The following is a 13,066-nucleotide window of genomic DNA, read 5'->3' on the forward strand; positions in this document are numbered from 1 at the left end:
GGAGGGCGGGCGCCACACCCGGGGCATGGGGTGACCGGCGCGGTGCGGGCGGTTGCGATCCTCGCCCGCCCCGGAGGGCGGGCGCCACTTCGCGTTGGTGCTCGTAGTGGAGCCCGTCGCGACGTTGCGATCCTCGCCCGCCCCGGAGGGCGGGCGCCACCCGCCCCCGCACATGCCTCCCGCCCGGACCGGAGTGTTGCGATCCTCGCCCGCCCCGGAGGGCGGGCGCCACCAGGGCGCGCGACACCGCCTGAGAGTGAACACAACGTTGCGATCCTCGCCCGCCCCGGAGGGCGGGCGCCACGTCGCGGAGCGTGACGCGGCTCCACCACCAGTCGAGGTTGCGATCCTCGCCCGCCCCGGAGGGCGGGCGCCACGCTGGGGTGCGCGCCGTCATGGAACCAGGCCAGGCCGTTGCGATCCTCGCCCGCCCCGGAGGGCGGGCGCCACCCATTCGGGAATTCGACCGGCGCCCGCCCCTTATCCCGGTTGCGATCCTCGCCCGCCCCGGAGGGCGGGCGCCACAGTAGCTCACCAGCATAAATCACGGTGAGCATCCATCTGAGTACAAAACAAATTCGGGAGATATCCCCCAAATCATGCCATAAGCAGTTGAGAACCTACTGGGGTTTCCATGGGAGCTTGAGGTTCCGAAGGGCGGCAGAACTTCAGTTTCCAGGCTCGAATGTTTTCGCCGCGACCACGGAACATACCTGCGTCACACGCTGACAGGAACCCGCTCACGCCTCCTTCGCAAGCTGGATGGCTAGTTCGTCCAGGTGCAAAGCATGGCTCGCTTTGATGAGAACGGTGTCGCCGGACTTGAGGAGGCCGTGAAGTATGTCGTAGGCCGTGTGGCGGTCGGGAACCACTTCGATCGGCAGATCGGGGCGGGTTTCGCGAGCGGACTCGGCGAGGATCGCGGCGGCGGTAGTACCAACGGCGATCAGGAGGTCGATGCCGAGAGCGGCAGCCAAGCGGCCTACTTCGGCGTGTGCGGTGGTGGTGTCATCGCCCAGCTCACGCATCTCGCCGAGAACTGCGATGGCGCGGCGGCTGTCGGCGATGCTGACCAGGGAGCGCAGACCTGCGGTCATGGAATCGATGTTCGCGTTGAAGGCGTCGTTGATAATGACCACGCCGTCGGGCCGTTCCAGGACTTCCAGGCGGCCGGAGGACAGAGGCTGGGCGTTGCTGAGGGCGTCGGCGATGGCGGTGGGTGCCATGCCGACGCCGTGGGCGACAGCGGCTGCGGCTAGGGCGTTGGAGACCTGGTGTTCGCCCAGGACCTGGAGGGTGACCAGGGCTGAGCCCAGGGGCGTGGTCAGGGTGAAGCGGGCGCGGCCGTGGTCGAGGTGGACGTCGGTGGCGCGCACGTCGGCGTGGGGTGCGCGACCGAAGGTGGCGACGACAGCCTTGGTGCGGGTGTGCATGGCGGCGACCAGGTCGTCGTCGGCGTTGAGGATGGCCAGGCCACCGTCGGCCGTGCTGGGCAGGGCCTCGACCAGCTCGCCCTTGGCGGCGGCGATGGCGTGGCGGCCGCCGAACTCGCCGATGTGGGCGGTGCCGACGTTGAGGACCAGGCCGATATGGGGCGGGACCAGGCGGGTGAGGTAGGCGATGTGGCCGGCGTGGCGGGCGCCCATCTCCAGCACCAGGTAGCGGGTGGTGGGTTCGGCACGCAGAACGGTCAGCGGCAGGCCGATCTCGTTGTTGAAGGAGCGGTCGGTCGCCACGGTCGGAGCATCGTGCTGGAGGACCTGGAGCAACAGGTCCTTGGTGGAGGTCTTGCCGGAGGAGCCGGTCAGAGCGATGGCGGTGGTGTCGGTCAGGCGGGCGGCGACCGCGCTGGCCAGGCGACCCATGGCGGCGGTGACGTCGTCCACGATGACGGCGGGCACGCCGACCGGGCGGGTGGTCATGACCGCGGCGGCTCCGGCGGCAACGGCTTGGGCGGCGTAGTCGTGACCGTCGACGTGCTCGCCGGGCAGCGCAGCGAACAGGCCGCCGGGCTGGACTAGGCGGGAGTCGATCGCGGCGGGGGCGGTGACCTTGGAGTCGGGGTCGGGTACTGCGTCCAGCCGTCCGCCGGTCACGCTGGCGATTTCGGTCAGGGTCATCGGGATCACGAGTGCTCCAGCGGACGTGGTCGGTGTCGGGTCAGGACGCTGTGTCGTTTCGCGGTGTGACGGCCGAGTCGTGGCCATTCTTGCTGATCAGGGGCATGGTCTGCGGGAGCCTCTGCCGGTGTAGGAGCTTCAGGGTCGGTAGTGGCGGGGATCAGCGGCGGTCTGCAGGATCCGCTCGATGAGGGTGTCGTGGTCGATCCCGGCGGCGGTGGCCATGGTGGCGAGGTTTCCCGTGGGAGTCAGGCCAGGCAGGGTGTTGGTCTCCAGCCACCAGACCTGGCCGTCGTGGTCGGCGATGAAGTCCGAGCGTGAGTAGCCATGGCAGCCGAGCGTTTGGTGGGCGTGGACAGCGGCTGCGCTGACCTGGTTGTGGATGGGTTCGGGCAGTGGTGCCGGGCAGTGGTAGACGCAGTGCGCCTCAGGGTGCTGCTTGCTGGCGTGGTCGTACAGTTCGCCCTTCAACACCACTTCCAGCGGTGGCAGGGGAACCGGTTCGCCGCCGATTTCCAGCACGCCGCATGACAGGTGCCGTCCCTGGATGTATGGCTCGACGACGAGCTCTTGACCATCGGCGGAGGTGGGGGCGAGCTGGGTGAAGACGTCGTGGAGCTGTTGGTCGTCGCGGGCCAGGTGCAGATCGATGGAGCAGCCTTGCGAGGCGGGCTTGACCACCACGGGAAGCTTGAGCGTGGCTCGGACCAGATCGGTCCATTCTCGTGCGAACGCATCGGCTGAGCGGGTGGGCTGTGTTTCCGTACAGTGCACCCACGGCTGGATTGGGCGTGCGATGGTTCCGTCCAGCCGCTTCTTGGCGGTTGGCTTGTGCATGGCCTGGGCCGAGGCGAGCACGCCCGAGCCGGTGTAGGGAACGCCCAGCATCTCCAGGAGCCCTTGCAGCTTGCCGTCCTCGGCGTACTGCCCGGCGATGGCCAGGAAAGCGACGTCGACCTCGCGGATCTCGTCGATGAACGTGGGGACGGCGATGTCGAGCACGGTGACGGTGTAGCCCTGGCGTCGCAGGGATTTGGCGGCAGCTTCGCCGGACCGGAGTGAACGGTCTCGTTCTTTGGATTTGCCTCCGGTGCATACGCCGATGATTTCGGAGCTCGGTCTCAGCAGAGCTGAGAGGGATGGGAACACGGCCTCTCCAAAGGGTGCGCCGCCACGCCGAGGTGGCGTGGCGGCGGGGCAGCGGTGTTGTTCAGCGGACGAGAGCCGGCTGGTCGAGTTCGGCGCAGAGCAGCGGCCCCAGCTTGGTGACCGTCCCGGCGCCCATGGTCACGAGCACGTCGCCTCGTTCGGCGCGGCTGGCCAGCAAGCGCGCGGCGGCCATCGGATCGCCGGTGGCGTCCCAGACCGGTACCCGGCGATTGGTCAGTTCCTGGCGGATCGGGTCGAGGAGGTCCGCGGCGGGCACGGTGAACTGGCTGTTCACCGGCAGCAGCATGACGCCTGCGGCGGCGGAGAGCGCCCGGCCCATCTGAGGGCCGAAGCGTTCGACGCGGGCGGCGCCGGAAGGTTCGAACGCCACCCAGATCCGGCCGCGTGGGTCCGTGACGCTGTCAAGGGCGTTCAGGTCGGCGGTAATGGCGGTGGGGTGATGGGCGAACGAGTCGACGACGGGCACGCCGCGGTGGTTGCCGTGCAGGGTCAGGCGGCGGTCGACGCCGCGATAGGAAGCCAGCGCGACAGCGGCCTCTTCGGGTTGCACGCCCAACAGGTGCGCGGTCGCCGCGGCGGCAACCGCGTTCAGGGCCATGTGTCGCCCGGGCAACGCGAGGTGGATCTCGATCTGCTGGCCACCGATCAGCGCGGTCGTGTGGCTGTTGCCGGGACGAAGGCGGAGGTGGCGGATGGTGACGTTGTCGTGCAGGGTGCTGCCGTAGGTGACCACGCGCGGTCCCAGGTTGCGGCAGATCCGGTCGGCCAGCAGCGCGCCGCCCGGGTCGTCGGTGCACACGACGACGGTGCCGGTGGTGGGGATGCGTCGGGTGAAGTCCTCGAACAGGGCCAAGGTGTCGCCCAGGCCGTTCAGGGTCTCGGGATGGTCGTCGTCGATGGAGGTGATGACCGCGATCTGCGGGGACAGCAGCAGGAGCGACCGGTCGGACTCGTCGGCCTCCACGACGATCGGGCCGGTCCCGTAGCGGGCGTTGGCGCCGCCGACGATGCGCCCGCCCAGCACGTAGGAAGGGTCGTGGCCGGCCTCGGTCAGGATGTGGGAGAGCATCGCACTGGTGCTGGTCTTGCCGTGGGTCCCCGAGACCGCGACGCTCACGCGGTCGTGCAGCTCCTTGGCGAGCGCCTGGGCGCGGTGGATGATCGGCAGCCCGGTGCTGCGGGCGAGCAGGACCTCCGGGTCGTCCTCGGGGATCGCCGACGACACCACCACGCAGGTCGCGCCGTCCAGCCGCGTGTGGATGACACCGCGTCTGCGGTCCGAGCCGGTCACCGTTCGCCCGGCCTGGCCGTACAGCCTCATCAGGGCCGACATTCCGGCACCGTCGCAGCCGATCAGGTGCGGGCGGGTCAGGTCCACGTCCGGCACCCATACTGGGGGTCGGCCGGCCCGTCGTGTCTCCATCGCTCCTCCATGAGGTCGCGTTCGCCATGACACGGGCGACGCTAGGAGGAAGCGACGGCGACAAACCGAACTCTCAGCTCGGGGTGACCGTGGGCTCGGGTCCGTCAGGCCACCAGGCCGATGCGGTCGGCCAGGTCGCGGACCTGCGGGGCCAGCGTGGGACGGGCTCTGCGCAGTAGGCCGTGCACCAGGTCACGCACCAGGGGGTTGTAGCGCATGTCCTCGGGCGCCTCACGCTCGACGTCGAGCAGATGCAGCAGAACGCCGGTGTCGTCGCGACGTTGTTCATAACCGCGCGCCAGCTCCAGGTAGAAGGTGGCGCGGCGCTCCACCGAGGGGCATCGGACGATGTCGATCTCGTCGGCCAGGCGAAGGGCCTCGCCGGTCTCGCCGGACTCCATTTCAACGGTGACCGCGTGCAGGGTGACGTTGGTGGGGCCGAAGACCGTCCAGAACACGTTGCCTTCCCCCGCACGCTGCGCGGCGGGGAAAGCCTTCTCCCGCAGCAGTTCGCGAGCGGCCCAGTTGTCCTTCTTGCGTACGGCAGCGATGGTCGCCACCAGCCACAACGCCCCTTGGAGGGCGGTACGCGGAACGTCCTCCACAGTGGCTCGTGCCCGGTCGAGTTCTTCGATCGCGTGTATGGCGATGTCCTCGGCGGCGTCGGCTTCGTTGGTGGACAGTTGGACTTGGCCGACGTTCCACTGGGCGGCGGCGATACGGAGGGGGTCGTCGGCGTCCTCGGCGGCGCGCCGTCCTCGATCGGCCACCAGCAGGGCCAGGTCAGTGCGTCCGATGCGTTTGGTGTAGGTGCGCAGTAGGAAGTACAGGTCCGCCGCGATCTGACATGCCTGACGGCGCTCTGGACCATGGGTGTGAAGGGCGGCTTCGACGTCCCGGACCAGGCCGGGGAGGAGTGGACCGGTCTGCGAGTAGCGTTCGGACGCACGCTGCCAGCTCGCCCAAGCCGCGTCGACTCGGTCGCGCAACTCAGGAAGCGGCGGCGGGGACGCGAGATCCCGGTGGTGAACGGGGATCATCAGCGCGGCCTGCAGATCTGAGGCGGCCGAGTTCCGCTCGACGGCGACCGGCCCGCTGCCCGACTCCCCCAGCAGCGCCGACGTGGGGACCATCAGGATGCCGGACAGGTTGTGCAGCAGCGTGATGGACGGTGTCCGCATGCCGCGTTCCAGCTGGGACAGGTAGTCCTCGGTGATCCCGGCCAATCCGGCGACCACGGCCTGGGTTTTACCGGCCGCGTGGCGGTAGAACCGAATACGATCGCCGATCGAAGTCTCGGGCGAGCCTGCCATACCGTCAACGTAAGCCGTCGAAGGGGCCGCCGACATGGCAAACCGCCGGATCACCACATTGGTGTTGTGGGATGTCGACCATACGTTGATCGAGACCGGCGGAGTCGGCCGTGAGATCTTCGCCGACGCGTTCGCGCACGCGGTCGGTCGTCCCATGGAGCAGATGGCCGAGGTCAGCGGGCGTACCGAGCCCGACATCTTCCGCGAGACCGCCGAGCTGCACGGTGTGGAAGTCGACCAGGAGCTGTTCGAGAAGTTCGCCGAGCAGTTGGCCAAGGGGTATGAGGAACGGGCCGAGGAGATGCGGCAGCGGGGGCGGGCTCTGCCTGGAGCGGCCGAAGCGCTGGAGGCACTGGCAGCCGATCCGCGGGTCGCGCAGTCGGTGCTGACCGGCAACATCCGTCCGGCGGCCGAGACCAAGCTGCGAGTGTTCGGGCTGGATCGGCGCATCGACTTCGAGGCGGGTGCCTACGGCTCCGACGACGGTGTGCGGCCACGTCTGGTGACGATCGCTCAGCGACGCGCCGCCGAACGGTACGGCATGGTCTTCGACGCCGCCACCACCGTTCTGATCGGTGACACCCCCAGCGATGTCGCCACCGGGCGTGAAGGTGGAGCGCGCGTCATCGCTGTGGCCTCGGGCAAGAGCACGGCCGATGAGCTGCGCGACGCCGGGGCCGATCTCGTCCTGGAGGACCTGGTCGATCTGGAGGCGCTCCGGGAGGGGCTGGCCCTCCGCTGATCAGCGGGCTGGCTTTCGACGTTCTGGTGGTCCTGGTCGTGGCGTTCGGTGAGGGCCGATCCTGGAAGCGGGCGCCGCTGGTGTCCAGGGCACCGGGAAGTCGGCCATGGCCAGCGCCACCGGCTCGGGCTTTGGCGGCTGGGCCGCGAGCCAGGGCTGCGGGTTGGCCGTGAGGTCGGCCAAGTGTCTAGCGGCCTTCATGGCGGCGTGAGCTTGTGGTTCATGGTGATGGACGCGGTGAAGGTCGCCGATCGCGTCAACGAGGGTCAGCAGTGCTGCGGCCAAGGCGGTGACGAGGTTCAGGGCAGGGCTGCCACTGGTTCGGGTGAGGGCCAGCAGGCGGGCGGTGATGCGCAGGCTGTTCCCGGCGGGTGTGGGAGTGGGGATGCGCCCGTAGGGGGCGCGAGCGGCGCGGTCGTAGGCGTCGGCGGCTTGGTGTAGATGTCGGTTCCCGGTGGCGTGGGCGGCGGAACGCAAGGTGTCGGCGGCGGCCCAGCAGGCGTCGCGAGCCAGGTGAGGGCTGGTGACGGTGTGGCAGCGGATCTGTGCGGTGGCGAACGCGGCGGCTCGCGCCGCGTCTTCGTAGATTGCGCGGCGCTCGTCCAGAGTCAGATCGGGCGGCTGGTCGCGTGTTCCGGTGTCCCCGTTCCAGTGTCGGCACAGCGCCGTCCAGGAGAGGCCGGGGGCGAGTTTGGCTCCGCTGTACCAGCGGGCGGCGCCGTCGGTGTCATGGTGATCGGGCAGGGTGACCGCGTAGCCGGTGATCTGGTCGGGGTGGCGGTGGCTGTAGCGAGGGCGGACCAGGATGCCCGCCTGTTCCAACGCCGCGAAGAACTCGGTCGCGTTCCGGGACCGGTCTGCAGCGTGGCGAAGGGCGGTCCGCAGGTAGGCGCGTGCGGTCTGGTCCGACAGGCCCCGTCCGGTGATCGTCTGTTGGGCCGGACGCGGTGGACCGGTTCCTGGGGTGCCGTTCGTCCAGCGGTGACGGAGTTTAGGCAGCGTGAGGTCGGCGGCGAGTTTGCCACCGCCGTACCAGACCGCTCGTCCGGCCGCGGTCCGGTACTCCGGCAGCGCTACCGCGTAGCCGGTGACCTGGGCGGGTTGTCGCTGGCTGTGGCGTAGACGCACCAGGAGCCCATCGTCTCGGAGCAGGTGGAAGAACTCGGACTCGGTCCGCGCGGCGGCGGCTGCTGTCTGGACCCGGCGGCGCAGTTCCGAACGCGGGTCCCGAGGTTGGCCAGCGCGGTGTGCTTTCTCGTGTTCGCCGCGGGCGGCACGGCGCGCGGCGGTCCGGTCGGCCGGAGCGGTCCGGCGCAGTCCGAACCGCTCCTCAACCGCGAGGCATGCCTCCCGGACCCGGTAGCCGTCGTTCCACACCTCTGGGCGCAGCCCGTCGGTACGCGCGAGGGTGGCAACCAGGTGGATGTGGTCGTCGGCGTGCCGGACGGCGATCCAACGGACGCCGTCCGGATCGCCGTCCGGAGCCAGTCCGACCCTGTCCATGGCTTCGGCCGCGATGTGTGCCCATTGGGCGTCGGTCAGGATCGGATCTTCTGGGGCTGCTCGCAGGGACAGGTGCCATACAGGTTTGTCGTAGTTGCGGTCGCCGAGAAGCGTGACCGGCTGGTTCAGCAAAGCCTGCAACCGGCGTAGATCACGACCGCCATTCGGATGCGCCAGCGGTTCCAGTTCGGCCGGGGTGGCGAAGCCAGCGACGATGTGCGCATTGCGGTGCTGACCGTCGGTACCGGGGCCGAACAGGTAGCGGAGCAGCCCCTCCACGCGCTTCCCGCGCCGGATCTTGCCGATCACATTCGACTGGCCGCGGTCTGGTTACGGCAACCGGCGGCAGACCTCGTCGGCCGCCGCGTCGAGCTTGTCCACTGTGCGGGCGCACGCCTGGGCGTAGGCGCGCAGTTGCTCGGTCAGCTCGCCTGCGTGCAGGGCGGCCACCGCCTGGTTGAGGTTGACGCCCAGCCGACGAGCCTGTCCAGAAGCCCGCATGAGTTCACTGAGCAGTTCTCGCAGCTCTGTTTGCCCCTGCTGCGGTGTTTCGCGACTAGCGGCCAAAGCCGCGCGAGCGATGTAGGCGCCGGTCGCCAGACGTTCGCGGCGGGCCGCCGCCGTCAGGACCGCATACTCCTCGTCGGAGAACGACAACGAGACCAGCTTGCGTCGACGCGGTGTCAGATGCCTGCGCCGGTTGCGGTCGGTGGGCCTGCGCTTCCCCGTCGCCTTCTTGTGGAACTCGTCGTCGGACACCGCCTGTCCCTTCTTCGGATCGCGCTCGATCCGGTTCACCTCCTCGGACCGCGCTCGGTCCGAGGCGAAATCCTTTGGATTTCCATTTCTTGCTCCGCGCCAGCGGAGCCCGCCGCGCCCAGTGACGGCACCAGCCACGACCGGGCACGGCTCACGGCCCGACCGAGCTACGGCGCGGGTCTTGGATGCGATGGTGACGCGGGTTCTCGTGATGGCGAGGGAGGTGCCGGCGGTGACCCCGGCGGGGGCAGCAGATCACCGATCGGAGCAGGGAGTTCAGCTCGTGCCAGGTCCGCGGGGTCGGAGTCGCTGGCAGCCGACAGGTCACGCCGCTTGGCTTCGGCGGTCGGTGGCGTTGCGGATTCCTGGACGGCCAGAAGGCCGATCTGGCGCTGGGCGCGTTCCAGGGCGTTGCTCAGATCCTGAGCGTGTTCGATGGCTTCGGCCAGTTCGTCCCGTGCCTGGGACACGGCTGGTTCGGGGCCGTCTTCGTCGGCGCTGACCAGGCGTTCGGCCTCCAGTTCCCCCTCCAGGAACTCGCCCATCTGAGTGAGGGTCTGGTCCAGGCCATAGGCGGCCTCCGACAGGTTGCCCAGGATCGAATAGATGGTCTGCGGTGCCGTCAGGCTGGGCGGCCCAAAGGTCGCGTAGTTCAGGTCCCGGACCCGTTCACGCAGATCACAGGCCAGTTGCAGGGTTTGATCGTCGTTCTGCGAATGTGGCTCCGCCACGAAGGATCTCCATGCGCAAGGTAGGTCTGGTCATCGACGTCCTCTCCTCTCTCGCTGAGCTTGTAATGGATGATGCTCGCAAAGCGTGGATGACATGCTTTGCGCTCCATACTCCCGAGGTGGTCACGCTGTGTCAACAGTCAACGCAAGAGCCGTTGCCACCGCACGGTGATCATCTTCAGCGGCTCTCAGTGACAGAACCTGTGCTCCTCAGGACCGAGCCTTGCTCCGCTGAGCTCTCCGGATGTCGGGAGCGAAGCTAGGAGTGATGGGCGGCACTCACCTTGAGCTGTGCGTCTTCCCTGCCTGTACGTGGCGCGAACAGCAGGGCCAGCAGTACGGCCACGGTGGTGACAAGCACGGTCGCCCCGATGACGAGGGCGGCATTGCCCGGGCCGTTGAGCTCAACGATCGGTCCCGCGAGCAGCAGTGCGATCGGTGTCAGGAAGTAGGCGGGGACGATGCTCCAGCCGTTTACACGCGCGAGTGCCCCGATCGGCAGGGTCTTCTGGAGTTCGGTGATCCAGAGCACGAGGTAGACCGCCTTGGCGACCCCGGACAGGAGCATCCCCGCCCCGACGACCACCGATGGCGCGCCGCTGCTGACGAGCAGCATTGGCAGCGCGGCCAAAGCCAGCAAGGTGACCGCCACGATGATCGGGCGGCGTGGCCTGCACCGGATCGCCAAGGCCGCCCCGGCGAGTGAGCCGAGAGCTTCACATGCCGCGACGGCGCCCCATGCCTTCGCGCCGCGACCATGTTCGCTCATGTAGAGCGGTCCGATGATCTCGATGAAGGTCGCGGTGGCCAGAACGACCATCGTGAACTGCACCGCCACCGCGCACATCCAGCGGTGCGCGGTGAAGTACCTCCAACCGGCTCTGAGGTCGGCCACAGGCCCTGGCACCATCGTCCTTTGGCGCGGTGTGTTGAGCTGAAGGAGTAGCACGACGCTGATGGCGCACAACACTCCTTTGAGACCTGCGGCAAAGGCCGCGCCAATCGAACTGGCGACCACTCCGGCTGACGCGAGACCGATCAGCAGGCCCACGGCTTCGGTCTGGCCGATCAGTGCGTTTCCCGCCTGGCGCCGTTCCGGTGGGAGGAGGTCGGCGACGATGCCGCGCACCGTGGGCAGAAAGATGAAGTAGGCCGTTCCAGAAAGCAGCGCCAACAAACACAGCAGTGCCAGCGGAGCGCGGCCGGTCACAAGACATGCGCCGATCGCCAGCCATGACAGGCTCGCCGCGAGCTCTGCGATGGCCAGGACGTGATGCCGTCGGAAGCGGTCGCCGAACACACCGCCTGCCAGGATCAGCAGAGCCGGTGCTCCCTTGCAGGCGGCCACGATCGAGATCTCACCGGGGCTGTAGCCCAGGTCTTTCATCCCCCAGACCAGCGCGACCTGCCCGAACCCCACGCCCGCCGATGAAACCAGCCGGGCGACGAACAACGGAGCGACGGCGGGGCTGGCGACCAGACGAAGCGCCGTCACTGGCCGTTCCCGCGAAGGTGGGTAAGCAGGAAGTCGGCGGTCTGGGTGTAGGCGCGAACCTCGTTGGTCGGGATGGTGAACCCGTGTCCCTCGTCGGGGAACACCTCGTAGCGCACCTTCACCCCACGGGCGCGGAGGCGTTCGACGAGGCTGTCGGATTCCGCACGCGGTACGCGGGGGTCGCGGGCGCCCTGCAGGATCAACAGCGGGGCGTCGATGGCGTCGGCGTGGGTGATCGGCGAGCGGCTGAGCAGGTGTTGGGCATCGGCGTCGGGGTTGCCCAGGACGGTGTCGACGTAGGTGCGCCAGGTGGGTGGAGCGTCCTGGGCGAGGGTGACCAGGTTGGTGGGGCCGCAGATCGACACTCCGGCCGCCCAGCGGTAGGGCAGCCTCGCCAGGCAGGACAGAGCGGCGAACCCACCGTAGGAGCCGCCGTAGGCGGCGAGGCGTTGGGGGTCGAGGTCTGTGTGCGTTGCCAGGTAGCGCACGGCGTGGTCGAGGTCGTCCAGGTCGATGCCGCCCCAGTCGCGGTAGATCAGTTTCTGGTAGGCGCGGCCGTAGCCGGTGGAGCCTGCGATGTTGGGGGCGAACACCGCGATCCCGTGGTGGAGCAGGTACTGGTAGAGGGCGGAGTAGCGGGGACGTTCCTGCTGTTCGGGTCCGCCGTGGATCGACAGCAGCACCGGATGGGGCCCGGGAGTGCGCGGCCGGTAGAGGAAGGCGTGCACAGTCCGATCGTCGGCGGCCGGGTAGGTGATCGACTCGGGCTCGATCGGGTCGATCGTGTGCAGGGCCGGTGGGCGGGCGTCGGTGAGGTAGCGAAGGCTGCCGTCGTTGAGGTCCAGCAGCACGATCTCTTCGGGGCGGCTGGCGGTGTCCAGCAGCACCGCCGCCTTCTGCCCATCCGCGGCCAGGGTCAAGGTCGAGATTACGCCGCTGGGGATGGTCGGCAGGGTGGTGATGCGTTCGCCCCGTCGGATGTAGGGGGTCGAGCGGCCGGCTTCGTTGACGGTCCAGATCAGCGTTCCGTTGGCGGCGTCCAGGAGCTCGACGTTCCAGTCGTGCTGTACGACCGAGTCCAGGGTGTCGTCGGCCAGATGGTAGAAGGCGACGGCGGTGAATCCCCATAGGTCGGTCAGCAGGTAGAACCCCGAGGAGTCGGGTGCCCAGGCCTGTGGTTGGAACAGCGCGGTGCCGTATCGGTCGGTGACGCACCGCGGTTTGGGTTCCGGGTCGGTCAGGTCGATCAGGTAGATGTCGATCTCGGTGTTGGAGCGAAAGCCTGACGCCAGCAACCAGTGGCCGTCCGGGGAGATCTCGGTCGGGACAAAAGCCACGCCTTCCTCGGGTTCGATGCGTCGCTCGCTGCCGGTCGTCAGGTCGCGGACCAGCAGGTCCTGAACGGTGGGATCGCGATCGTTGGCCGCGTAGACCAGGTAACGGCCGGTCGGGTCGAAGGGGTTGGTGGCCAGCACTCGCTGGCAGTCTGATCCTTCGGTGAGCGAGGTCGGCTCGTCGTCGGCGAGGCTCATGAGGAAGATCCCGTACTGTTCGTCGCCTTCATGGTCGGCCGTGAAGACCACGCTCGCACCGTCGGGAGACCAGGCGACCTGCCGAACGACCCGGCCCGGCGGTTGGGCGAGTTTGCGCGGCGGGCCGCCGGAAGCGGGCACAGTCCAGAGCGCTGATCTACCGTCGGCGTTGCTTGAATAGGCGACCAGATCGCAGCCGGGCGAGAACGCCAGGGCGGGTTGGAAGCGCTGGCGGGGAACGAAGTCCTGGTAGGCGAGCAAGACAGAAGCCTTTCGCG

General features: G+C 68.6%; 10 protein-coding genes and 1 CRISPR repeat array. Of the genes, 1 reads left to right on the top strand and 9 read right to left on the bottom strand.

The annotated features are described in order from the left end of the window. Positions 1-51: 51 nt before the first annotated feature. Positions 52-525: a CRISPR direct-repeat array (repeat unit 37 nt; unit sequence GTTGCGATCCTCGCCCGCCCCGGAGGGCGGGCGCCAC). 215 nt (positions 526-740) lie between these two features. From HNR61_RS40595 to HNR61_RS40610, 4 genes are all read right to left on the bottom strand, one after another. After that, positions 741-2,129 (bottom strand): UDP-N-acetylmuramoyl-tripeptide--D-alanyl-D-alanine ligase, encoded by a 1,389-nt coding sequence (locus tag HNR61_RS40595; protein WP_182848457.1) that lies wholly within the window; start codon positions 2,127-2,129, stop codon positions 741-743. Between the two features lie 129 nt (positions 2,130-2,258). Next, positions 2,259-3,122 carry a D-alanine--D-alanine ligase family protein gene (locus HNR61_RS40600; RefSeq protein WP_220510381.1) on the bottom strand — a complete coding sequence of 288 codons (864 nt, stop codon included), beginning with the start codon at positions 3,120-3,122 and terminating at the stop codon, positions 2,259-2,261. Between the two features lie 208 nt (positions 3,123-3,330). Then, complete coding sequence (locus tag HNR61_RS40605; RefSeq protein WP_182848459.1) at positions 3,331-4,713, bottom strand: UDP-N-acetylmuramate--L-alanine ligase; 1,383 nt, start codon at positions 4,711-4,713, stop codon at positions 3,331-3,333. 104 nt (positions 4,714-4,817) lie between these two features. Continuing rightward, the gene (locus tag HNR61_RS40610) at positions 4,818-6,026 is read right to left on the bottom strand and encodes a helix-turn-helix domain-containing protein (RefSeq protein ID WP_182848460.1); all 1,209 of its coding nucleotides are present in this window, start codon (positions 6,024-6,026) and stop codon (positions 4,818-4,820) included. A 34-nt stretch (positions 6,027-6,060) separates the two neighbouring features. Here HNR61_RS40610 and HNR61_RS40615 point away from each other — a divergent pair, with 34 nt between their 5' ends. Next, positions 6,061-6,768 carry an HAD family hydrolase gene (locus tag HNR61_RS40615; RefSeq protein WP_182848461.1) on the top strand — a complete coding sequence of 236 codons (708 nt, stop codon included), beginning with the start codon at positions 6,061-6,063 and terminating at the stop codon, positions 6,766-6,768. Here HNR61_RS40615 and HNR61_RS40620 read toward each other — a convergent pair whose 3' ends face one another. The 5 genes from HNR61_RS40620 to HNR61_RS40640 all read right to left on the bottom strand — a co-directional run bounded on the left by HNR61_RS40620 (position 6,769) and on the right by HNR61_RS40640 (position 13,049). After that, positions 6,769-8,580 (bottom strand): relaxase/mobilization nuclease domain-containing protein, encoded by a 1,812-nt coding sequence (locus tag HNR61_RS40620; protein ID WP_182848462.1) that lies wholly within the window; start codon positions 8,578-8,580, stop codon positions 6,769-6,771. A 21-nt stretch (positions 8,581-8,601) separates the two neighbouring features. Further along, positions 8,602-9,069, bottom strand: coding sequence for a plasmid mobilization protein (locus tag HNR61_RS40625; RefSeq protein WP_182848463.1), 468 nt, complete (start codon positions 9,067-9,069; stop codon positions 8,602-8,604). A gap of 128 nt (positions 9,070-9,197) precedes the next feature. Continuing rightward, on the bottom strand, positions 9,198-9,761 hold the full coding sequence (locus tag HNR61_RS40630) for a hypothetical protein (protein ID WP_182848464.1): 564 nt from the start codon (positions 9,759-9,761) through the stop codon (positions 9,198-9,200). Between the two features lie 259 nt (positions 9,762-10,020). Next, positions 10,021-11,256, bottom strand: a complete 1,236-nt coding sequence (locus HNR61_RS40635; protein ID WP_182848465.1) for an MFS transporter — start codon at positions 11,254-11,256, stop codon at positions 10,021-10,023. Next, positions 11,253-13,049, bottom strand: a complete 1,797-nt coding sequence (locus HNR61_RS40640) for a S9 family peptidase (RefSeq protein WP_182848466.1) — start codon at positions 13,047-13,049, stop codon at positions 11,253-11,255. Before HNR61_RS40640 ends, HNR61_RS40635 begins: the two co-directional genes overlap by 4 nt. Between the last annotated feature and the right edge of the window lie 17 nt (positions 13,050-13,066).

The organism is Actinomadura kijaniata (assembly GCF_014138665.1).
GTDB lineage: Bacteria > Actinomycetota > Actinomycetes > Streptosporangiales > Streptosporangiaceae > Spirillospora > Spirillospora kijaniata.

Excerpts from the sequence above, each read along its gene's own strand:
- HNR61_RS40605 (WP_182848459.1), bottom strand. The coding sequence starts at position 4,713 with ATGGAGACACGACGGGCCGGCCGACCCCCAGTATGGGTGCCGGACGTG.
- HNR61_RS40610 (WP_182848460.1), bottom strand. The coding sequence starts at position 6,026 with ATGGCAGGCTCGCCCGAGACTTCGATCGGCGATCGTATTCGGTTCTAC.
- HNR61_RS40615 (WP_182848461.1), top strand. The coding sequence starts at position 6,061 with ATGGCAAACCGCCGGATCACCACATTGGTGTTGTGGGATGTCGACCAT.